General features: G+C 39.9%; 16 protein-coding genes. 10 read left to right on the forward strand and 6 right to left on the reverse strand.

What is annotated here, in order from left to right:
• Positions 1 to 26: 26 nt before the first annotated feature.
• Together ACQY77_RS08005 and pta are read right to left on the reverse strand one after the other, a co-directional pair.
• Positions 27 to 1,244 (reverse strand): acetate/propionate family kinase, encoded by a 1,218-nt coding sequence (locus ACQY77_RS08005; protein WP_421938500.1) that lies wholly within the window; start codon positions 1,242 to 1,244, stop codon positions 27 to 29.
• Position 1,245: 1 nt separating this feature from the next.
• Entirely contained in the window at positions 1,246 to 3,339 is a 2,094-nt protein-coding gene (pta, locus tag ACQY77_RS08010) for a phosphate acetyltransferase (protein WP_421938499.1), read from the reverse strand.
• A 242-nt stretch (positions 3,340 to 3,581) separates the two neighbouring features.
• Between pta and ACQY77_RS08015 the strand changes: the two genes are divergently transcribed.
• The 7 genes from ACQY77_RS08015 (at position 3,582) to ACQY77_RS08045 (ending at position 13,234) form a co-directional block, all read left to right on the forward strand.
• Positions 3,582 to 4,016: a DoxX family protein gene (locus ACQY77_RS08015; RefSeq protein WP_421938498.1), complete on the forward strand. Its 435-nt coding sequence runs from the start codon at positions 3,582 to 3,584 to the stop codon at positions 4,014 to 4,016.
• 133 nt (positions 4,017 to 4,149) lie between these two features.
• Positions 4,150 to 4,332 (forward strand): hypothetical protein, encoded by a 183-nt coding sequence (locus ACQY77_RS08020; protein WP_421938497.1) that lies wholly within the window; start codon positions 4,150 to 4,152, stop codon positions 4,330 to 4,332.
• A gap of 399 nt (positions 4,333 to 4,731) precedes the next feature.
• Complete coding sequence (locus tag ACQY77_RS08025; RefSeq protein ID WP_421938496.1) at positions 4,732 to 8,043, forward strand: SusC/RagA family TonB-linked outer membrane protein; 3,312 nt, start codon at positions 4,732 to 4,734, stop codon at positions 8,041 to 8,043.
• Positions 8,044 to 8,054: 11 nt separating this feature from the next.
• Entirely contained in the window at positions 8,055 to 9,998 is a 1,944-nt protein-coding gene (locus tag ACQY77_RS08030) for a RagB/SusD family nutrient uptake outer membrane protein (RefSeq protein WP_421938495.1), read from the forward strand.
• Between the two features lie 187 nt (positions 9,999 to 10,185).
• Positions 10,186 to 11,121, forward strand: a complete 936-nt coding sequence (locus ACQY77_RS08035) for an NADP-dependent oxidoreductase (RefSeq protein ID WP_421938494.1) — start codon at positions 10,186 to 10,188, stop codon at positions 11,119 to 11,121.
• A gap of 215 nt (positions 11,122 to 11,336) precedes the next feature.
• A complete protein-coding gene (locus ACQY77_RS08040; protein ID WP_421938493.1) occupies positions 11,337 to 12,158 on the forward strand; it encodes an SDR family NAD(P)-dependent oxidoreductase in 822 nt (273 codons plus the stop codon).
• A gap of 182 nt (positions 12,159 to 12,340) precedes the next feature.
• Positions 12,341 to 13,234, forward strand: a complete 894-nt coding sequence (locus ACQY77_RS08045) for a helix-turn-helix domain-containing protein (protein ID WP_421938492.1) — start codon at positions 12,341 to 12,343, stop codon at positions 13,232 to 13,234.
• A 204-nt stretch (positions 13,235 to 13,438) separates the two neighbouring features.
• Here the strand turns inward: ACQY77_RS08045 and ACQY77_RS08050 are convergent, their stop codons facing one another.
• Together ACQY77_RS08050 and ACQY77_RS08055 are read right to left on the reverse strand one after the other, a co-directional pair.
• A complete protein-coding gene (locus ACQY77_RS08050; protein ID WP_421938491.1) occupies positions 13,439 to 15,388 on the reverse strand; it encodes a M56 family metallopeptidase in 1,950 nt (649 codons plus the stop codon).
• Positions 15,389 to 15,480: 92 nt separating this feature from the next.
• Positions 15,481 to 15,867, reverse strand: coding sequence for a BlaI/MecI/CopY family transcriptional regulator (locus tag ACQY77_RS08055; RefSeq protein WP_421938490.1), 387 nt, complete (start codon positions 15,865 to 15,867; stop codon positions 15,481 to 15,483).
• Positions 15,868 to 16,028: 161 nt separating this feature from the next.
• On the opposite strand from ACQY77_RS08055, the gene ACQY77_RS08060 reads away from it, so the two are divergent.
• Positions 16,029 to 17,402, forward strand: coding sequence for a hypothetical protein (locus tag ACQY77_RS08060; RefSeq protein ID WP_421938489.1), 1,374 nt, complete (start codon positions 16,029 to 16,031; stop codon positions 17,400 to 17,402).
• A gap of 466 nt (positions 17,403 to 17,868) precedes the next feature.
• Here ACQY77_RS08060 and ACQY77_RS08065 read toward each other — a convergent pair whose 3' ends face one another.
• Both ACQY77_RS08065 and ACQY77_RS08070 read right to left on the reverse strand, forming a co-directional pair.
• A complete protein-coding gene (locus ACQY77_RS08065; RefSeq protein WP_421938488.1) occupies positions 17,869 to 18,333 on the reverse strand; it encodes an NUDIX domain-containing protein in 465 nt (154 codons plus the stop codon).
• Positions 18,334 to 18,368: 35 nt separating this feature from the next.
• Positions 18,369 to 18,869 carry a hypothetical protein gene (locus ACQY77_RS08070; protein WP_421938487.1) on the reverse strand — a complete coding sequence of 167 codons (501 nt, stop codon included), beginning with the start codon at positions 18,867 to 18,869 and terminating at the stop codon, positions 18,369 to 18,371.
• A 163-nt stretch (positions 18,870 to 19,032) separates the two neighbouring features.
• Between ACQY77_RS08070 and ACQY77_RS08075 the strand changes: the two genes are divergently transcribed.
• Both ACQY77_RS08075 and ACQY77_RS08080 read left to right on the forward strand, forming a co-directional pair.
• Positions 19,033 to 20,502, forward strand: a complete 1,470-nt coding sequence (locus ACQY77_RS08075) for an ABC transporter substrate-binding protein (RefSeq protein ID WP_421938486.1) — start codon at positions 19,033 to 19,035, stop codon at positions 20,500 to 20,502.
• A gap of 718 nt (positions 20,503 to 21,220) precedes the next feature.
• Positions 21,221 to 24,358 carry a SusC/RagA family TonB-linked outer membrane protein gene (locus ACQY77_RS08080; protein ID WP_421938485.1) on the forward strand — a complete coding sequence of 1,046 codons (3,138 nt, stop codon included), beginning with the start codon at positions 21,221 to 21,223 and terminating at the stop codon, positions 24,356 to 24,358.
• Positions 24,359 to 24,368: the final 10 nt, after the last annotated feature.

The raw sequence follows: 24,368 nt of genomic DNA on the forward strand, positions 1-24,368 counted from the left end.
GCAAGTATACTTATGAGCAATGAAATTTATTCTACTGAAAACTGTTGCTGAGCCAATAAATTAAAACACTGGTGTGCAATTTCATACTCTTCGTTAGTTGGAATCACGAGAACTTTTACTTTTGAATCTGCCCCACTGATATCCTTTATCCCCCCACTGTAGTTACTGTTCTGTTCGGTATCCAATTCAATTCCCAGATATTCAAGTTCTGTACAAACCGCAGCCCGCATATCCCTGTCGTTTTCCCCAACACCAGCTGTAAAAATAATGGCATCAATCCCGTTAAGTATTGCTGCATAAGCACCAATAAACTTTTTAATCCGGTATGCATATAGTTCCACTGCCAGAACAGCCGCTTCATCTCCCTCACTCACCAATTTTCTGATATCGCGCATATCGCTCGATCCACCCAGTCCGAGCAAACCAGATTGTTTATTAAAAAGTGTGCTTAACTGGCTTAAACTATAGCCAGAATGTTCTATCAAATGGAAAATAACTGAGGGATCTATATCGCCAGAGCGGGTTCCCATAACCAAACCACTTAAAGGTCCAAAGCCCATACTGGTATCTACCGATTTACCGTTTTTTATCGCCGTAATGCTACAGCCGTTTCCCAGGTGAATGCTGATAATTTTAGCATCTTTTTTGTCTAAATAAGCGATGGCCTGTTCACTCACATATTTATGACTGGTGCCATGAAATCCATAAACCCTGATGCCTTCATTTCGATAATATCGCTCGGGGATGGCATATCTAAATGCCTGTTGAGGAAGTGTTTGATGAAATGCCGTGTCGAAGATAGCCACTTGTTTTGCCTTACTGAATGTTTCTTCGGCAACCTCAATGCATTTTAAATTTACAGGATTATGTAACGGAGCTAAAGAAAATAGTTTCCTGATTTCTTCCTTTACTTCCTGAGAAATTAAAGTTGGTCCCGAGAAATTTTCTCCACCATGCACAACCCGATGCCCAACTGCTGCAATGTCATCGGGACTGGCAACAACAGCATTTTCGCCTTCACTTAACAGTAACAGAACCTGCTTTAATCCTTCGGCATGGTCGGCTATAAAAGCAGACTTTTCGATCACCGTTTTTTCGGTGCCTTTAAATACAGTATGCTTAATAAACGATCCCTGAATGCCGATACGCTCTACCAGTCCGCTCGAAATGGGTGATTTTACAGGCATTTTAAAAAGCTGGTATTTGATGGAACTACTTCCAGAATTAATAACTAAAATATTCATGTTATGCTTTAATGTCTTGGCATTGGATAGCCGTAATCACTACTGTATTAAAAATATCATCAACGGTGCAACCGCGGCTTAAATCATTTATGGGTTTGTTCAGGCCTTGCAGCATAGGCCCAATAGCCAATGCTCCTGTTTCCCGTTGCACGGCCTTGTAGGTATTGTTCCCGGTATTTAAATCGGGAAAGATCAAAACGCTCGCGCGGCCTGCCACTTCCGAATCGGGCATTTTTTGCTGTGCAACTTTTGGATCTACAGCAGCATCATATTGTATTGGCCCTTCTATCTTTAATTCAGGATGTCGTTCGCGCACTATAGCAGTGGCTTCCCTCACCCGTTCTACATCCTGACCCTCGCCTGAGGTACCCGAAGAATACGACAACATGGCAATACGTGGTTCAATACCAAATTTTGCACTGCTTTCTGCAGATGAAATGGCAATTTCTGCCAGTTGTTGTGCTGTGGGATTGGGATTTACTGCACAATCGCCAAATATTGCCACACGCTCGGGCAGGCACATAAAGAAGATGGAAGAAACCACTGAAACCCCAGGCCGGGTTTTTACAAATTGTAAAGCAGGCCTGATGGTATGCTGTGTAGTATGTACAGCACCAGAAACCATTCCATCTGCATCGCCTTTGTAAACCATCATGGTGCCAAAATAGGAAACATCCGTCATCATGTCTCTGGCCATCTCGAGGTTTACATTCTTGGCCTTCCGCAAATCGTGCAGCGTTTCCACATAATTGTCATAATGCTCAGAAAGTGCCGGATTATGGATGTGGATTGCATTCAGATCGAGGTTTAAACCCAGGCGTTTTATACTGTTACCAATTTCTATGGGATCGCCAAGCAAGGTAATCTCTACAATATCCTGTGCAATCAGCTTTTCTACAGCCTTTAAAATGCGTTCATCGTTTCCTTCCGGTAAAACGATGTGTTTTTTATCTCTTTTAGCCCATTTCACCAGGTTGTACTGGAACATGTGCGGGGTTATTCCCTGATAGCTAAAAGTGATAATCTTATCATCCAAAGCTTTAATATCCACGTGTTTCTCAAAAATATCGATCGCCAGGGCAATTTTCTTTTTATTATCTATGGTGATTTTGGAGTGTATGGAACCTATTGTTGTAGTGGTTTCGAAGGTTCCTTTTTGAACCGAAATGATTGGAATAATGGTTTGTAGACCTTCTATGAGCTTAATCATAGGCTCATCTGGTAAACTCCCTGCAGTTAATACAATACCCGCTATTTTAGGGTAGTTTGCTGATAAATTGGCCTGCAATGAACCAATAATAATATCGCCGCGATCTCCCGGAGTAACAATAAGCAGGTTATCCTTAATGTGCCTTAAAAAATTAGGCAACATCATCGCCCCGGTTACAAAATTATCTACCTGATTATCCAGTAAATCTCCACCAAACAATACTTCAGCATTTAAAGCTGTCGTAATTTCCTTCATGGTAGGGCTTTGTAAGCCATTTTCAACAGGGATTACAGCAATTAACAGTTCTGTTGGTAATTGGTTGGTTAAAGCTTGTTTAATGCGCTCGGCCTCTTCCGGGTTAACCATATTGGCCACAACCCCCAGCACCTGAACATCTCTAAGGAGAAAATTGCGGTAAATGTTAATGGCTGTTTTAAAAAGCTGGCTGGCCGACTTACCCTTTCCCGATACCACGATTAATACCGGAGCACCCAGGTTTTTAGCCATTAAAGCATTGGATTCGAACTCAAAAGCACTGCCCTCGCCCAAAAAATCGCTCCCCTCTATTACAGTAAAATCGTAATTGTCTTCCAGCTTCTTATACTTACTGATAATCGTATTGATAATAACTCCGCTGTCTTCAGATTGATGAAGCACTTCTTGCCGCGTAAAGGCAAAAGCGTCTTCATAAGGCACCGGAAGAGCGAAATAATCCAGCATGGCTTCTACATGCTCGTCCCTTTTATCAGGATCCTCCTGTGCGATTACAGGTTTAAAATAACCTACTTTTTTGGTTTTAGCCAACAGCATGTTAATCATACCGAAGGCAATTACTGATTTCCCTGTGTAGGGTTCTGCAGATGCAATAAAAATATTTTTAGTCATAGAGAGAAAAAAAGGAATCAATATCAATAACCAACTTGCCCCAATATAGTTGGAAATTTTTTAAAAGATAGTTCTGAGATATAAAAATGATCAAAGCTCAACACGGAGAAAAGTGACTAAGTGCTGTTTTTCACCTGTAAAAGAGAGATTTACAGTTTTTAGCATTGCGTTACAGAAATAAGCCAGTATTTTGATAGTCAGTGTATTTTTTGTAAATTGAATTAACCAAAAATATAGAAATCATGAAACTGCTCAAGAAAATCCAGGACTGGGGCGATCACAACCACCCCAAATGGCTAGATTACTTTAGAATACTGTTAGGACTTGTACTGATTTGGAAAGGGATTGATTTTGCCAGCAATATGGAGGCATTTAACGGCTTAATGCGTGGCGCCATGTTGGGTACGGCCTTATCAATTAGTATATTGGCTCACTTAATTATTGGTCTTCACCTTTTAGGGGGATTAGCCATTGCCTTAGGTACGCATACCCGTTTTTTCTGCTTACTTAACCTACCCGTATTAATTGGTGCAGTTTTCTTTATTAACCTTTCTTACGATATTTTTAAACCCTATTCAGAATTTTGGTTTTCAGTTACCGTATTAATTGGTCTGATCTGTTTCGCAGTTGAAGGAAACGGAATTATTTCGGTTGATAACCGAAAGATGGCAGCGTAAAACAACTAACCAGATAAATTGAAGGACTTGTCTAAAATAGACATAGTCCTTTTTTCGTTTGATAGCATGCTTTCTTAAGACAAAGGCATACAATCTATTCAGCAGTTTTAAACAACAATCTTATCTTTGTTAAATGATCAGACTAAATGCAGATACCCCAAATGATGTGCTTCAGGATATTAAAGTGGGCGATATGGTAACCGATACCTTCAGTAAAACCGGTATTGTGGAAAGCATAGAGACTGATGATGACGGCCTCTACAAAATATACACCTTTCATTTGGTTACCGGAAGAACAATCACAGTTAAGCGGTAACGCGTAATTTAACCCAGCGGTGTGGCGCTGCATTAAAATAACAACCGGATTGATGTGTTTAAAATTTTCCTTAAAATCAAATAGCGCCTGTTTGGGCTGATTTGTTTTAGACACTCAGTTTTTCCTGAAAAAGGCCTAAAAATGTTCTATTTAACTGCTTCTATTAATTTTACCCCCTATAAAATACAAATTCACCCCCCCTCTATATCTTGTTCGAAAGCTTTCTTTGTATAACCAAATATAAACTAATCCCTATGATGTATAACTGCCAACCTATTGATGACGCTTAAGTTCATCTACCATCCCTGTCTCCAATTGTTAACTGCGATAAGAGATTAAAAACGACCAGAAAAAGGTCAGGAACCTTTAAACTAACCAGACATTAAACCTCGAACAATTATGAAGCAATGCTACTTATTTATTAGCGGAGGGAAAAGAAGGGCTTTTTTGGCCTGTCTTGCTACTTCCCTATCTATTTTTCTTTTACTTCCGGGACTTGCCTTAGCCCAGATTAAAACCATTTCCGGTACAGTAACCGATGCCAAAGATGGTTCACCTCTAGTTGGAGTAGTGGTGAAAGTTCAAAACAGCAAGGCGGCTACCAGTACCAATGCCGAAGGAAAATTCAGCCTTCAGGTACGTGAGTCGGAATCTATTCTGATTTCCTATGTTGGATACGACAGCCAGATTATCCCAGTAGGAAAAACGATCAACTTTAACATTAAATTGCTGGAAAACGCACAATCACTAAGCGACGTGGTTGTGATCGGTTACGGCACAATGAAAAAGAAAGATTTAACCGGTGCAATTACGCAGATTAAACCCGATAAAATTGCCGATCAAAATCCGAATACCACACAGGATATCTTACGCGGAACCCCGGGGGTTACCGTAGGGCTTGATCCCTCTGCAAAAGGAGGGGGTTCTATCCAGATCCGTGGGCAGCGTTCTGTTTACACTGCAGGCGGGCACAACGATCCCCTGATTATTTTAGACGGAACTATATTTTATGGTGAGCTTTCAGAAATTAATCCCGATGATATTGAGCAAATCGATGTATTAAAGGATGCTTCTGCATCTTCGGTTTATGGTGCAAAATCTGCAAACGGTGTCTTAATTGTTACCACTAAAAAAGGAAAGATCGGAAAGCCAAAGATTAACTTAACTTCCAACTTCGGATTGGCCACAATGGGATCAAAAAGAGCGGTTTTTGATGCAGCTGGTTATATGCAATATCGCCAGGACTGGTATACTGCCCCTACTTATGGCATCAATACGGCAACCGGTAATTATGAGGCCTATCAGTCAAGCTTCAAAACCCAGCCTGGATATTACACCAGTCCAACACCAGAAAATCTGGCTAAATACAACCTTACGCTTGCCCAATGGAAAGCTTATACTTCGGGCACCAATGGTACAGCATCAGATAACGAAATATTTGCCAAAAGACTCTTGATGCAGGGTACGGTGCTCAATAATTTTCTTAGCGGACAAACCTTCGATTGGTACGACCACACCTTCCAAACAGGAATGAATCAGGATTATAATATCAGTGCTTCTGGTGCAACTAACCAAATCAATTACTACATGTCTATAGGCTATCTTTCCAACGAAGGCGCCATTATAGGAAATAAGTATAGTGCAGTAAGATCAAACATCAAGGTAGAAGGAAAAATTACCGATTGGCTGGAAATTGGTGCCAATGTAAACTTCCAAAACCGTACAGATGGCGATTTAGCTGTTGACTGGAACAGGCAAATTACCCTCAATGCCCCATATGCAAGTTACCAGGATGCTAATGGGAATTTACAGGTACACCCAATGGGAGATTTAATGGTGAATAACTATGGTTATAATTATGATTTCAACAGGGGTTATCTTGACCTTGATAAAGGTTATACCGTATTTAATACAATATTAACCAGTAAAGTAAAACTGCCTTTCAATATTCAATATTCGTTTAACTACTCTCCTCGTTATCAATATTTTCACGACCGGTATTGGGAGTCTGCCAGCCATCCGGACTGGAAGGGAACAAACGGACTTGTAAACCGTGAACAAACCCAGCGTTATGATTGGTCGTTAAACAATACCTTGTTTTGGGATCATACTTTTGGGAAGAAACACCGCGTAAATATTACACTCGTTCAGGAAGCCGAAAAAAGACAATCGTGGAAAGACAGGATAGAAGCAAGAAACATCCTTCCAAGTGATGCATTAGGTTTCCATGAAACTTATTATGGTGATAAAAACAAAAGCAGTTATGATTCTGATGACGTGAAAGAAACTGCAGACGGGTTATTGGGAAGAATATTCTATGCCTATGATGACCGGTATATGCTAACAACCTCGATCCGCAGAGATGGTTATTCAGCTTTCGGATCGTCAAATCCAAGGGCAAACTTCTTCTCTACAGCCTTTGCCTGGACCTTTACCAATGAGAAATTTATTCATTGGAAACCTTTAAATTCAGGAAAGCTGAGGGTTTCATGGGGTCAGAATGGAAACCGTTCATTGTCAGACCCATACATTGCCCTGGCAAATTTGGGTGCTGGTGTAGGTGCCACTATGGGTTATTTAGATGCCAGTGGAAATCTGATTCAATATCGTTACTTAACAGTAGGAAGATTAGCCAATCCTGACCTGCACTGGGAAAAAACAGAGTCTTTTAACGTAGGACTTGATTTGGGTTTATTTAATAACCGCCTGTCTGCAACCATGGATTATTATGTCACTCCTACCGTAGATATGATTATGAACAGAACCCTTCCCGGTTTTACGGGCTTTGGAAGCATCACCACCAATCTGGGAAAAGTAGAGAATAGAGGTTTTGAAATTTCAATCAGCTCGCAAAACATAGCTGAAGGAAATTTTAAATGGAGTACGACCTTAAATTTCTCTAAATATAAAAACACCATCAAGAACCTTTATTATGTTTACGATAATGTTTTGGATGCACAGGGTAATATTATCGGCACAAAAGAAAGAGACGATATCGGAAATGGCTGGTTTATAGGAAAGCCCATCAGTTCTATCTGGAATTACCGCGTAACCGGCATCTGGCAAGTCAATGAAGCTACCGAAGCGGCAAGATATGGACAGCGTCCTGGCGACCCTAAAGTAGCCAACAATTATACAGCCGATGATATTGTTAACAGTAATGGCACAGTTACTCCGGTTTATAACGATAACGATAAGGAATTTTTAGGACAAACCGCACCACCCACAATGTGGTCGGTAAGAAATGACTTTAACTATAAAAATTTCAATTTCTCTTTCAACGTTTATTCTTACTGGGGATCAAAAAGCTTAAGTGGTGCTTACCTTAACCAGGATAATGGTACTTCTCTGGTAAGTAATCTGGCCAACACTTATGCCAAAGAGTACTGGACCTTAGAAAATCCGAGCAATACTTTTGCAAGATTAGATGCCAAAGGACCTGCCGGGGTAAATTCGCCTGGATTACTTTACGATCGCTCTTTCATCCGCTTAGAAAATGTAACCCTTGGTTATACCGTACCAGCTAAACTCACCTCAAAAGTGGGCATTGAAAGGTTAAAGTTTTATGCTACGGTTAGAAACTTAGCGGTATGGAAAAAAGATAAAAACTGGAATTTCTGGGATATAGAAAGAGGCTCTACAGATCAATCGTTAGAGACTGGCGCATTGGCTCCACGCATATATACCTTCGGATTAAATGTAACGTTTTAAAGCACAGTAAAATGAAAAGCAATCACAACAACAATATATTAGCCGGCAAAGTATTTAAGTGCTTTTTGCTGCTAGCAAGTTTATCATTAGCCTTTTCGGGATGTAAACGATCATTTTTAGAACCCGATCCCCTATCGTTATATGAACCAGGGAAAACCTTTTCTACCCGAAGCGGTCTTGATGCTGCAATGGCCATCTGCGACAGGCATTTGCGCTCTTACTGGACTTATTTCGAATATACGGATCTGAGTCTTCCCATCAGTACCGAGTACATGTTTTCTGATGTTGCCGTGGCCAGTAAAACTGATGACGGAAACATCTTCGCCGATATTGCTACCCGCCTTACCCCTACCGATATGCCCGAGCGCGTGCGTTATTTCTGGGATGAAACTTATAACGGGATTAAATATGCCAATACCATCCTGAGTTACATTGGCAATGTTGAAGGTTTAGATGAAAATATCAAGAACCAATATCGTGGAAGAGCACTTTTTCATCGTTCATTCAGGTATATGGCCCTGTGTTTTGAGTTTAAGGATGTTCCCTTAGTTACCAAGATTCTCGAATCGCCAAAATTGAACTACAAAACCACTAAACGGGAAGCAATTCTTCAAATGATTACTGCAAATATGGAACAGGCTGTACAATGGGTTCCGGATCAGGCCCAAACCAGTTTAGTGGGATTAGTTAATAAAGGGGCCTGCCGTCAACTCTTAATCAAATGTTATTTAGCAACAGGCCAGTATGACAAAGCCATACAACAGGCCGATCTTTTGATTAACAGTTCTGGTTATGCTTTAATGACTGCAAACTTTGGATCATTCGTTAGTCCTTATTCAACCACATGGCCTGTTACCCGCAATGTAATCTGGGATCTTCATCGCCCTGAGAACAAAGCCATTACCACGAACAAAGAAAACATTCTGGTAATGATTAACCGCAACAATACGGATATGGGTATCAAAATGAACAGCATGAGAAACTGGCTCCCATTTTTAGACGGAACTGGTACTACTGCTCCTGATGGCAAACAAGCGGTTAGGTATTTTGCAACCTCTAACGGAAGTTATCGTGCACAATATGATTATACCCATGCGCTAGGAAGAGGTATTGCTCATATTCGTCCTACTTATTTCGCACAGAAATCTGTATGGTACGTAAATGGACAAAATGATGCCGGAGATCTTCGCCACAGCACTGCCGTAGGAAACTGGGCAACAGTTGAATCACTAAAATACAATGATCCTACCAGCACAGCCTGGTTTGGGCAGAATGTTCGGCTGAGAAATGCAGCAGGTGTGCTTTTATGTAATGATACAATCCGGAATTATTTCGAATGGCCACACTATAAGTATTACATTGAAGACATTACTGAAACCCAAAACGTAAATGAAGCCAACCATCGCGGAGGTGCCGGAGATTTATATTTTTATCGTCTTGCTGAAACCTATCTTTTACGTGCTGAAGCTAAATTTTACAAAGGTGATATTGCAGGTGCTACCGAAGATGTTAACATCATCAGAAGACGGGCACAGTGTACCCAGCTTTATGCAAGTGTAACCTTAGGCGATATTATGAATGAAAGAGCACGCGAACTGAATATGGAGGAATGGCGTTTCACCGAGCTTAGCAGGGTATCTTACTGCCTGGCTTTGAGTGGTAAAAGTGATGAGTGGGGCAACACCTATTCGGTAGATAATTTATTCCAAAATAGCTATTGGTATCAGCGAATTCAGCATTACAGTGATTTTTACAATAAAGGAAAGGTAACTGTTAGAAACCGATCGTATACCATTGCACCAAAAAATATTAACTGGCCTATTCCACAAACAGCGATCAATTCAAATGGCGGTGCCCAATTGAGCCAAAACCCAGGCTACAGCGGTTATGCAGCTGGTGTTAGCATGTGGCAAACCTGGCAGGAAGCAGTTGCCGACGAAGAAAAAATAAATTAATAAATCGGCCCAACATATGCGTTGATAAGGCAGTTTTCATAATGGAAACTGCCTTTTTATTTATTGTTCCTTTAAATAAAATAATTTTTTCGCTGATCTGTGTTATTCTTTAGCTCAAAAGGATTATTTGTTTTATCAGGACTGATCTAATTTTGGTTTATCAAATCAACCATTAAAGTTCAGAAAAATGAAAGCTATTAAATTAAATGCACCAGGTGGTGTTGAGGAATTAGTTTATATGGAAACAGAGATTCCAAACCTTCAGCCTGGTGAAGTACTGGTAAAAACAAAAGCCATTAGTATTAATCCTGTAGATGTGAAAAGCCGTCAGGGAAAGGGCTTTCACGGCCGAATTAAAGATGAAAAACCCATAATCTTAGGATGGGACATTTCTGGCGTTGTAACAGCAAGTGAAAGTGACATTTTTAAGATTGGCGATGAAGTTTTTGGAATGGTTAACTTTCCCGGGCACGGCAAAGCTTACGCAGAATATGTAACAGCACCAGCTAATCAATTGGCACTAAAACCCAAAAACATTACGCACGAAGCGGCTGCAGCAGCTACCCTGGTGGCATTAACGGCCTGGCAGGTATTGGTAAAAAATGCTCAGGTACAACCCGGCCAAAAAGTTCTTATTCATGCGGCATCTGGTGGTGTGGGGCATTTCGCCGTACAAATAGCGAAACATCTTGGTGCGCAGGTAACCGGAACCTCTTCTGCGAAGAATAAAGATTTTGTGATGAATCTGGGTGCTGATCATCATATTGATTACCAAAACTATAACTGGGACGCGCAGGTGGATGAATATGATTTTGTATTGGATGCCATTGGGGGAGATAATTTCGAACAATCTATCCGCATAACTAAAGCTGGTGGAACGGTCATCAGCATCCCTTCCGGATTAAATGATGAACTTACCGAAAATGCCAGTGCCAAAGGTGTAAAGGGTTATTTTGTTTTAGTTCAATCTAACGGAGAGGATATGAAACAAATTGCTTCACTTTTAGAGAAAGGGATTATCAAAACGCATATCGCCCAGGTTTTTTCTTTTGAGCAAATGAGGGAAGCCCACTTACAACAGGAAAGCGGAAGAACCGTTGGGAAAATTGTGGTTAAGGTTTAGAGGAGTTTACTTAATATTACGATGTAATCAGCAGGCCTGAATCACACAGTGGTTTGGGCTTTTTCATATTACTAATTTCTGGCAAACAATCTTGCTTTATCTCTGCTTCTATCTCCGTAATTCTGTGCTATTCTTCCGCTCATATGGGCTATTTCTCTTTAGTGCAGGAGCATAACTTTGAGCTATCAAATCGATATTTTTTAAAACACAATATTATGAGCAAGATTATTTTTATTACAGGAGCTTCTAAAGGTTTCGGTAAATTATGGGCTGAAGCATTTTTAAAACGTGGCGATAAAGTAGCCGCAACAGCAAGAAATACAGAAAGCTTGCAAGATCTGGTAGAAACCTATGGCCAAAACATATTACCATTAAAGTTAGATGTTACCAACCGTGAAGAAGTACTGGAGACAGTAGCCAAAATTGATAAACACTTCGGCAGCATTGATGTACTGATTAATAATGCAGGCTTTGGTTTATTTGGAACAACAGAAGAAACCAGTGAAGCGGAGGCAAGGCAACAAATGGAGACCAATTTTTTTGGCTCGCTTTGGGTAACTCAGGCAGTTCTCCCCCTATTCCGTAAGCAAAAAAGCGGGCACATCATCCAGATTTCAAGCTTTCTGGGTTTAACGACCCTCCCATTACTGGGATTATACAACGCCTCGAAATTTGCAGTCGAAGGGCTTATTGAAACCATCGCTTCAGAGGTGGCGCATCTTGGAATTAAGGCAACATTGATAGAGCCCAATGGTTATGCTACAGACTGGGCAGGCGCATCTGCAACACAAACCAGTTCGGATATTGAAGATTATGCCCCGGTTCGTAAAGCCTTTGCCGAGACTGGTGAGAATCCTGATATTTGGGGCAATCCACAAGCCACAGTTGCACCTATCTTGCAGGTAGTAGATAGTGAAAATCCTCCGCTAAGGTTGTTATTGGGCAAAATTGCTTTCCATGCTATGGAACAAATTTATGCTCAGCGCTTAAAGGATATAACCGATTGGAAGGAAGTAAGCATTGCAGCACACGGTTAAATTGCGATAGAGAGAATCGGATCGGCAGGATATTGGATAGCTGCCGAATCCGATTTCATTAGAGATTAAATTACCACACATTATGATCCCAAGTTCTTGATACTTGATACTTGATGCTTAATACTTGATACCTGATACTTGATTCTTAATACTAATAACAGAAGATTAACTAAATTTACCTAATGAATCATTATAAAACATTGAGTGAACTTCACCGTGCCAATGGCTGGGAAGCGCCAGAAAATCCGCTCTTTAGTTTCATTGGCTGCCAAAGCTCATGTACATTAGGCGATCGTGAATTTACCACCGATGCTTATGTAATCGCCTTAAAACGAATGAAGTCGGGAGTTATCATGTATGGACGTACACCTTATGATAATGCTAATGGTTCCATGTACTTCATGAAACCCCGTCAGATTATAGAGCTTCGCGGACTGGAATTTGAAGAAGCAGGTTTCATGATTTTCATCCATGAAGATTACCTTTCCGGGCACGAACTTTTTAACATTATCCAAAAATATGGATTCTTTGATTATGAAGTAAATGAGGCTTTACACCTCTCACCAAAAGAAGAAACTACCATTTGGGAATTATTGGATAAAATCAAAATGGAATACAACAATAATCAGGACGAGTATAGCCGTGAGATTATGCTTGGCCATGTAGCTTCTATCTTAATGTATTCTCAAAGATTTTACAAACGCCAATTCATAAACCGTACAGAACTGTCGGGTAAAACCATCACCAAATTCGAACATGTACTTCAGGCTTATATCAAAAATGGAAGGTTACAGGAAATAGGATTACCCTCGGTTAATTATTTAGCAGAGCAATTATACATTTCTCCAAGGTACTTAACAGATTTACTCAAGCAGGAAACAGGAAAAACAGCCCTGGAGCTCATTCATCTTTCCCTAATCTCTGAAGCCAAAAATCTTCTTCGAAACGCAGAACAAAATGTATCAGAAATTGCCTATCAATTGGGTTTTGAGAATAGCTCTTACTTTACCAGGCTTTTTAAGAAACAGACTGGTTTAAAACCACTTGAATTTAGAAAAAGTGTTCAGCTGAATTAGGAAGTTATATCATTATCCTTTTTTGGATACAATATTAAAAACAGTCGCTTAGGATAAAAGCAGTATTTTCCTGAAGCCAGCAAAATATTGCTACTAACTCCCTTTAATAATGTGACCAAAATCCTGGCCGGCTCAGTGCTACAGGCAATGAAACTGCTGCTACATTACAGGCCACATCATTAAAAGGATTTAATTTTATTAAACTTAGCGGGAAGATATCACGTAGTTATACATCAGCGAATGTCCATTACTTTTAAGAAATCTGGTTTTATATTTCTGATGTAAGCTATTTTCGACTTTCTGGTTATTAACAATCAATTCGTTTTTATTCAGTTTATAAGATAAATTTTGAAGAGAAGAGACTAAACCATCTTTTAACAACTCCTGATTAATCTCATCTGTATAATCTTTTCCATCACCATTGGTTACAGTTTTGGCCGTTACTTTTCTTTCAACACCTGTTTTGATAGTCAAATCAGTGCTGGCATTCACATTTACATCCGTACCAGCTTTAATATTGATATTGGCATTATTCTTTGGTGGCAATGGTGGCGCCGGAGGAGGAGCTGGTGTTCCATACTTTGGAGGTGTAGGAGGAGCTGCCGGCGCTTTAGGCGGCACTGATTTTGGAGCATGTTTTAACCTGGGTGCAGGCGCTAAAGGCGGAGCGGGAGGTGTTTTAGGTGCTTTAGGTGCCTTGGGCGCTTTGATTTTCTGCCTTTCCTGCTCCTGTTGTAACACATCTATCACATAACGTCTCTGATCTTCAGCATATTTTTTCTGATCAGCAGCATACTGCTTTTGATCTGCGAGATATTGCTTTTGCGCCTCCAAGTATTTTTTCCTGTGCGCTTCCTGCAACCCTTGATCGTCAACTTTCGTTTTAATCTGTTTTTCCAGTTTTTTGCTGTTTTCCAGTTGTTCTTCTTCTGCCTGTGCTACCTTTTTGGCAATTTCCTTTTCAAGATGCTCAGATTTGATCTCCTCATCGCTGTTTTTTACAGCTGCCTGCTTAGCTTTCTTTACTGCTTTGGCTTTTCTGGTCGTATCTTGTACAACATGCTCATAGGTAGTTATTGGAGAGTGGACTCGCGCAACGGCCTTCCTATCATTCTTAAATGCCGCGGTGCATACTACAACAGACACCAGTGCCAGGCTTAATATTGTCTTTTCCATTTTGTTTAATGTTGAGTTTGTATTGAATAACATTCTGCTTGCCCTGCTCAGCAGATTACCTTTTTTTCCATTTATTGCCATAACATAAGCAGGTGCACTCAACTTAAATTCCTGACAAAAAACTAGGGCTTTAACATAGTCCTTTCGATCCTGAACACAGGCGACGGCCAAATCATCACAACAGTGCTCCCTTTCGGTTTTAATTAAATGAGATACCCACATCACTGCAGGATTAAAGAAGAATATGATTTCTATAAAACTTTGTAAAATATTCACTAAATAATCCCTACGTTTTACATGCGCAAGTTCATGGGCAAGTATTGCCTCTACCTCTCTACCTGATAACCCATTAAGCAAACCCAAAGGCACCAGTACCAAGGGTTTAAAATGACCCAATACCATAGGCATCGTTGCAAGGCCTGATTGCAAAATCCTCACCTTTTGAAAAACTTCAAGCTGCATAGCCAGCTTATTCAGTTTTTCTTCCCAATGTTTACCTGCATCATAAGTATCAAAATACCGTAACTGATAAATTCCCCTTAACCCTGCAAGCAATTGAAGGCTTTTGAAACAGATGATGAGGAACCAGATGAATACGATTTGACCGGAATAATGCTGCCAGAAACTAAAAATCCGCTCCAAAACATCTTTTAGGTTGATCTCACTCTGCGTTAATATATCCTGGGTGGTACCAGAGGCTTTTGTAAACTGCCGATCCACGATCACAGATGAATATACTTTAGCCTTCCCTGGCCATTGCATTTGCTTATAAAAAACAAATGCAGTAGCAAATACAAACAGCAGCAAGCAGACAACCAGCAAATTATACCTGAACACAGCCGCTGATTTTCTGGTCAAAAACATTACTAAACCACTGATCAGTGCCAGTAATATCCCTAACCACAAAGAATGAAACAGGGTATTCCCCAAAGCATTCAGCCAATTCTCAGGCAAAAAACCAATCCATTTAAATTCCATTTCAAGCTATTTTAGCATTTTAAAACCGATTCAAAATTCCGTCATTCCCTCATCCAATCATTCCCTCATCCAATCATTCAATCATTCAATAATTACATCCCATCCAGCAATCGCTTAATTTCCTCAATCTCTGCCTTTGATGTTTTTTCATTCCCCAGCAACTGCATCATCAGCTTAGATGCCGAACCCTTGTAAAGTGTATTCACAAAACGATCCAGCAACTGGTCTTTCGTCTTTTCTTCAGCTTCCACAGGAATATAAATGTGCTTCATTTGGCTTTCATCACGTTTTAATATTCCCTTTTCTGTAAGTATCTGCATCTGCTTAAGTGTAGAGGTATAGTTAACCTCCCTGTTCTCGTTCAGCTTATCGTTTACAAAACGAACTGTTGAGGGGCCGAACTCCCAAAGCACCTGTAATATTTCAAGTTCTGCCTTTGTCGGCTCCGGAAGGCTGTTTGCAGCTTCATTCTTCTTCATAGATTAAAGGTACGATAAATTTCGTACGAAACAAATATTATTTATTTTTTTTATTTATGAGGTGATAGCTAAACACTTAGAATTATATAAATCATTCTTAAAATCATATAACTGTTCTAAAATCGCTCAGATTAATTTTGCATTACACAAATGATAATGACATGAAATTAAAACCTGAAATTCTTTCCCTCTTATTGCTCGGCATTAGTTATTCTACCTTTGCACAGCACGAAACGCACCAGCAAGGAAAAAAGGATAGTTTGAAAAAGACTACTGATACCATTAGCAAAATTACGGATCATACCATGCATAACATGAATGCAATGCCGTCAGATGTACCCATGAGCCATGCTTATTCACTAAATCTCCCTATGCAACGAAATGGTTCCGGGACTTCCTGGCTTCCCGATGCTTCCCCCATGTACGGATTAATGTTTCATTCTAAAAAATGGATGTACATGCTACATGGAAATATTGCTCTACGTTATACCAGGCAAGACATTAGAGACCAGGGAAGCAGAGGTGGCGACAAATTTGATGCACCTAACTGGTTTATGTTTATGGGACAACGGAAAGTTGGCAAAAAAGGACTTTTTCACTTTAGCTCAATGCTTTCTTTGGATCGCTTAACGGAAGGTGGCGCTGGTTATCCACTTTTGTTTCAAACAGGCGAAAGTTGGAAAGGACAACCCCTTGTTGATAAGCAGCATCCACATGATTTGTTCTCCGAACTATCTGTAGGTTACACCTATTCTTTTTCAAAAAAATCCGACCTGTCCTTATATCTTGGCTATCCTGGAGAGCCTGCCCTTGGATCGGTTGCTTTTATGCATCGCCCTTCTGCTCTCTCTAATCCAGATGCCCCGATTTCACATCACTGGAACGATGGAACTCACATTACTTTTGGCGTAGCCACTATAGGTTACAGATACGATAAATTTAAAATAGAAGCCTCATCCTTTACCGGAAGAGAACCCGACGAAAACCGTTTTGATTTTGATAAACCCCGTTTTGATTCTTTTAGTGCCAGACTTTCATTCAATCCCAATAAAAACTGGGCGCTGCAAGTATCCCAGGGCTGGATCAAAAGCCCTGAGGCTATGCACGTGGGAGAAAATGTAAACAGAACAATAGTTTCTGCCATATATGCACGTCCATTAGGTGCAGAAAAAAACATCAATGCTACAGCACTTTGGGGACTGAACAAAACCAAAGGTCATGAAGGGGAAAATGCAGCACTATTAGAAGCTGCTTACCGGAATCAAAAATTATCATTGTATACGCGATATGAGTGGGTGCAAAAGTCTGCAGAAGAGCTCAATCTCGATGAAAGCGTTTACCACCAACATCTCTTTGGGGTGAACGCTGTTACTTTAGGGATTAATTACGACCTTTTCCAGCTCAAGAAAATCCGCACAGCTCTCGGCGGACAGATAACCTACTATAAAACCAATTCTGCCCTGAATAATTTATATGGTAAAAATCCTGTTGGTGCTCAGGTATTTCTTAGAATTTATCCTGGTTTGATGTTTTGAGGGGCAGTCAGGAAAGTCAGGGGCCAGAATACCGATGTTTAAATCGCTTAATAAAGCGAAAGAATGCAGGCCCCCGTCTTGATACTTGATACTAAATACTTGCTACTAATGAAGTTAAAAGTATAAAGTTGAAAGTTGAAAACTGCGCTTGCTAACATTGACTCCTTAATAAAAACCGGAATTGGAAGAAAGTCGGAAAGTCAGGGGTAAGAAGACTGATGTTTAAATGGCTCAATAAAGCGAAAGAACGCAGGCACCCGTCTTGATACTTGATACTAAATACTTGCTACTAATGAAGTTAAAAGTTTAAAACTGCGCTTGCTAACATTGACTCCTTAATAAAAAACCAGAATTGGAAGAAAGTCGGAAAGTCAGGGGCCAGAAGACCGATGTTTAAATGGCTCAATAAAGCGAAAGAACGCGCGCACCCGTCTTGATACTTGATACTAAATACTTGCTACTAACTTTACTCTTTCAGCTTAGTCTTCTGCATAATTTCTAACAAAAAAGGAATCTGTTTCTCATTGATGTACCTTGCAGCCTCTTCATAACTGAACCAGGCTGCACGGTCTATTTCTGGAAAAGTTTTCATTTTACCCGAGCGAGGGGGCCATTCCATTTCGAAAAGGTTACTTTTTAAATGCTCTGGATTGGCATCGCCTTGCAGGGCCCAGCACATTACCTTTTTGCCACCCTTCTGTGTTATAGGGGCAAGCTCGATAAACTGTCCCTGAGGCTTAAATCCTGTTTCTTCTTCAAATTCACGGATTGCTGCATGTAAAGGGTTCTCGCCCTCATCCAACTCTCCTTTTGGAATGGTCCAGAAACCTTCCTCTTTCCTGGCAAAAAAAGGCCCTCCGGGATGAACAAGGAAAAACTCCAGCTGTTCATTGATTAACCTGAAAAGCAGTAAACCTGCGCTTTGTTTCATCCCCAATCCATTTAATTTAAAATATTTGCGGACTGCTAAACACCAAACCTAATCCACTTATCACCCTCATGGCCAAATATAAATGAACCAGGGTGAAGCATTTCAGCGATATCTTCAATCAATGCCACAGCATTCTCAGCATTACGCACCCGCTCAACATCATCATTTAACAAAATGATCCTATTATTTTGTACGGCCTGCCAATTTGCATTTAATACTGCGGGCACTTCACGCATAAGATCGGTTAATGTTTTCCCCGGTTGGTAATAAATAATAAATACAGCACTCAAAGGATCCGCCTCAATCATTCCTCCGGCAAGGGCTATTTCCTCCGCTAATAAATATCCCGATGTATTATCAACTCCAAGGCAAGCCACCGGAACCTTGTCCATAAACTTAATCTTGTGTTCAACCAAATCTAAACGTTCTTGTAATTCTTCCTGTTTAGTGGCATCAAGGCCGATAAATAAATCGTTTAAAAAAGACATCTGCATTAAATTTATTATTTTGTGCAAAAATAACATTCCTTCATTCATGCGAGGCTCATTTAAGTATATATTTTGGTTTTTATGTTCTGTATTTTGTTTTTCCTGTCGGGAAAATACATCTGATGAAACCAAAAAGGTATTTAATATCAACCTCGATCAGGGGTTAACCTCAATGGATCCGGCTTTTGCACGTAACCAAAATGCCATCTGGATGACAAACCAAATTTTCAACGGACTGGTTCAGGTAGATGCCAACCTTCAGGCTGCACCCTGTATTGCCAAAAGCTGGGAAGTTTCTGAAGATGCCCTTCAATATACTTTTCACCTCCGGAGTGATGTACGCTTTCAGGATGATCCGATTTTTACCCAGGGCAAGGGTAGAAAAGTTATTGCAAGTGATTTTGCCTATAGTTTTTATCGTTTAATCGATCCAAAAGTAGCCTCATCAGGCGGCTGGATTTTCAGTGACAAAGTGGAGGGTAAATCAAGCTTTATTGCACTGAACGATTCTACTTTCAGAATTCAGCTACTGCGTCCTTTTCCACCTTTTATGAGTTTACTTACCACCCAATATTGCTCTGTTGTGCCTAAAGAGGTGGTAGAACATTATGGAAAAGATTTCAGAAGCCACCCGGTTGGAACCGGACCATTTAAATTCAAATACTGGAAAGAAGGTGAAATTTTGGTCCTCCTTAAAAACGAACATTATTTCGAAAAGGATAAGAAAGGAAGCCCTCTCCCTTATTTAGATGCCGTTAAAGCTACTTTTATTACCGATAAGCAAAGTGGATTTATGAGTTTCCTTAAAAAAGACCTTGATTTCTATTATAATGTTGATGGAAGCTATCGTGATGATATCCTGACCAAAAGCGGCAAAATGACTGCAAAATATAAGGGCAAATTTCAACTGATCAAAAGTCCTTATCTCTGTACAGAATATGTTGGAATCCTCATCGACACCAACTTAGCGATTGTTAAAAACTCTCCTTTAAAGCTAAGAAAGATCAGACAGGCCATTAACTATGCCATTGATAAGGAGAAATTAATCAAATACCTGCGAAATGGCATCGGCATTCCGGCAAATTCTGGTTATGTGCCAAAAGGGATGCCAGGTTTTGATAGTATACGGGTTAAAGGATATCATTACAACCCTAAGTTAGCCGCGAAATTACTTTCAGAATCCGGTTATCAGGATGGCAAAGGCCTGCCTGAAATTACACTGAATACCACTACTACCTATAAAGATCTGATTGAGTTTATTCAGGGAGAACTGGCTGCAATTGGCATGAAAGTTAAAGTTGATGTTAGTCCGAGTTCGAGTTTACGCGACCTGATTTCGAAAAACCATGTTAATTTTTTCCGCGCATCATGGCTAGCCGACTACGCTGATGGAGAAAATTTTCTCTCTATGTTTTATTCAAAAAATAAAGTCCCCTTCGGGCCTAACTATACCGCTTTTTACAATAAAGATTTCGACCAGCTTTTTGAGCAGAGTTATTACGAGAGCAATAATGAAAAGCGGTTTGAGTTATATCGTAAAATGGATCAGATGGTAATGGATGAGGCCCCAGTTGTACCCTTGTTCTATGATCAATCTGTGGTAATGCTGCAGAATAACATCTCTGGGTACAAAACCAATGCCCTAAGCTTAATGATTTTAAAATCGGTAGATAAACACTAACTCGATTATCGTTTTTTCTGATTACACGGAAAAATCCACTTTTGTACTTCCAGAATTGCCAATTTTTTGAGAAAACGCCTCAAATAAGCCTAAACAACACAATAACAGTAAATTACAGGCCCTTATTCTAAACAGACATAGCTGTATTATTTTTTCTACTAAAAGGATTTTCCTATTTTTATATTTGAATATTATATTTATACTTGATTATTGAAATCAAAAATAACAGGGAAAAACGGCTTTGGTTATTTGGCTAAGATGCTACAGTAACTGGCTAATAATTACCAAGAATTGATCCCCGCTATTTTGAAATTTTAATAAATTATCAGATAAGGCTTTAACCAGATGTAAACTACAAAATCTTTCCCTATAAAGATTTTGCTTATTAATGAATATATGAGAAAGAGATTATAGCATATAACTCCGGTTTTTATTACTCATTAGCGTAATAAAAAAACCAGTATCTCCTCAATAGGAAGACACAACACAAAAACAAACAAATACTAATTACACTAACCAAATTTTCGCAAAAAAAGGCAATTCTATAATGGATTAAATTGCCAACAGACTTGGAAACCCTTGTCACTAACAATTAAGCTCCTCTTATTCCCCTTCCCTCCCAAATTAGCCGACACTACAGCTCCAATTGATTTATTGCTACGCATTCAGTTCCGAACCGTTTCTGAAGCTTTAATGAGTAAAAAATAACCGACCAAATATGAAACAAAAAATTCTACTAACTTTAAATGGGGTACTGCTATTAACCCTCCTTTTTTGCGCCCCCTCCTATGCGCAGATAAAGAAAATCACGGGTAAAGTTACCGACAAGAACGACAATGGCCCCTTGCCGGGAGTTAATGTAAGTATTAAAGGGAAACCGAGCAATGTAAGTACCAATGGTGAAGGCGTGTATACCATTCAGGCAGATCCTGCTACCGACATCCTTGTATTTTCTTACGTGGGTTATGTTAGGCAAACGATTGCATTAAGTGGTAAATCTTCGTTAAATGTTTCCTTGGTTTCAGATAATGCCGACCTTGAAGATGTAATTGTTGTAGGTTATGGGGTGAAGAAAAAATCTGATGTATTAGGCTCTGTAGCGACTGTTACAGGTGAAGAATTACAGGACATTCCCTCTCCTAACATTGCAGGGGCCTTGAGAAACCGGATAGCAGGTGTGGGTGTTAGTGCTGTATCAGGGAAACCAGGTTCTTCTATCAACCTGAACATCCGTAATGCAAGCACAAGCGCACAGGGCAATACCATTGGAGCAACTTCCGAACCACTTTATATTATTGATGGTATATCAATGCCCAATAGCGATGCATTCGACAATTTAGATCCATCCATGATTGAAAACATCACCATACTTAAAGATGCTTCAGCCGCTATTTATGGAGCTTCCGGAGCCAAAGGGGTAGTTTTGATCACAACCAAGCGTGGAAAAATTGGAAAACCAAGCTTAAGCTATAACGGCTATGTGGGGGTTTCTGATGCTGCAACGGTTCCAGAAATGCTGAGCCCTTACGAGCACGCAGTATTGTTAAACGAAGGCTTAAGAATTGGCAATAAACCCGCCACAGATTTCTTTTCTGCGGCAGATTTGGCTTACCTGCAAAATTTGAACTACAAATCATGGTATGATGAACTCTGGCAAGCTTCACTTACACAAAGACATAACCTGAGCATTTCTGGTGGTAGTGAACGCGTTACTTTTTTTGCTGGAGGTAGCTATCAGAATGAAAATGGAAATTATAAAGGATTAAAAGTAGACAGGTATACCTTTAGAAGCGGGATGACTGCCAATATCTTGCCTGGATTAAAGGCAGATATTGCATTTAACGTAGATCAGAATGTGAATAAAGCCAATAACAATGGCACAGAAAATGATGCTGATTTTTTCAGGTCAATCATTACCGTTCCGGGATGGGTCCCAATTAGTATCAATGATAAACCTGTTAACTTTGGCTCAGTTACCAATCCGCTAAACCTATTAAATTCAGGTTACTATGATGACAGGAAAGGCTTTGGCTATCGGATTAATGCGAGTTTGAGCTATCAGCCTTCATTTATCAAAGGTTTAACAGCCAAGTTACAATTCTCACAAGGTGGTAATTCATCAAAAACCAGATTATACAAAGCTCCTTACGATGCCTATAATTTTGAGATGACCGGCAGCAACCGCCGCTTTTATTCTGATCAGCCTGCAATTGTAAACCCAGTGGTGTCTGTAGTAAGTATGGCGAATGCAGAAACAAGAGCCGGACAATCTACCGGAAACAGTTATCAAGGGTTCTTCACCTTACAGTATGCCAAAACCTTTGGAAAACATGCATTTGATTTAATTGCAGGTGGAGAACAAACAGTATCCAACACTGAAACCCAACAAAATATTTGGGTAGGCCAAATGGTACCATTGGTTGATGATCCCTGGGCATTTGATGTGAACAAGACACAACAGCCTACCCGAACAGTTACTGAATCGAGTAAACGCTCATTCTTTGGTCGTTTTTCTTATGATTTCGACAAAAAATATCTCTTGGAAGGTGTGGCCCGTATTGATGCTTCATCCAATTTTGGTGCAGGTAACCGCTGGGGACTTTCGCCTAGTATAGGTTTAGGCTGGATTGTAAGTAATGAGAATTTCTTTAAAGACAATGTGAAGTTCATAAATTTCTTAAAATTTAAAGTAAATTATGGTATTACAGGTGATGACCGTGTAAGTTCGAGACTGTGGCAGGAACGTTACCTGATTAGTTTGAACGATGGATATCTTTTTGGCAACAACAACAGCATTGGTTTAAACCCTTCTGTATTGCCAAATCCATCTATAACATGGGAGAAAAAACAAACTTTCAATGCAGGTATTGAAGCCAACATGCTTGATAATAAATTAAATGTTGGTATAGAGGTATTTAGAAACTATACCTATGATGGTTTTGATGGTGGCGTTGACAAGCTCTACCCTATGTATGCTGGTTTTAAATCTGCAACAGTAAATTACCGCGAAGTATATAACTGGGGAACAGAATTTACCCTCGGTTACCGTGCAAATATAGCGAAAGACCTTTCGTTAAGCACCAGCATGAACTTCAGTTTTGGCAACTCAGTAGTTTATCGCGAATTTTATAATCCACAGATGTTATTGCTGAATGTTGGTGAGGATATCATTTCTACAGGCTTGGACCCAAGAATATACAGTAGCGGCAACATTGGTCTGGTGGCAAAAGGTATGCTTCGTACTCAGGCCGAAGTTGATGCTTTCATTAAAGCCAATCCCAACTACAACTTTAAAGGAGCTATTCCTGAGGTAGGATGGCTGGTATATGAAGATACAAACCAGGATGGCATCATCAATGAATCGGATATGGCCCCACTTTATAAACATCCTAACCCTTTCCTTAGCACGGGTATTAACATCAACCTGGGATACAAAGGACTTAGCTTAAGCACTAATATTGCGGCCAGATTTGGAGGAAAAGTATTTTATGATAGTCGTGCTGTTACATCAGCTTCACTTACCAATAATGTACTAACCATCTGGAGAGATCGCTGGACACCGGAAAACCCTACACAGGGGCTTATGCCAAGATACGATGATCCTTCTGTTGGGGTAAATTCTACCTTCTGGGCGGTTAACGGAACGATGATCCGCATCAACAACATGACCTTAAGCTATAAAGTACCTGAAACTTTTGCCAGAAAAATTGGAATGGGCAACCTTAGAATATTAGCAACCGGAAATAACTTATGGACGATTGTTAATCCACTAAAGTATAAAGATCCTTACACTTCCAGTGCGTATGACTATCCAACAATCAGAACCATTTCATTGGGCTTAAGTGCTAATCTATAATATTTGAAAT

It is taken from the genome of Pedobacter sp., from assembly GCF_965279535.1.
Lineage (GTDB): Bacteria > Bacteroidota > Bacteroidia > Sphingobacteriales > Sphingobacteriaceae > Pedobacter.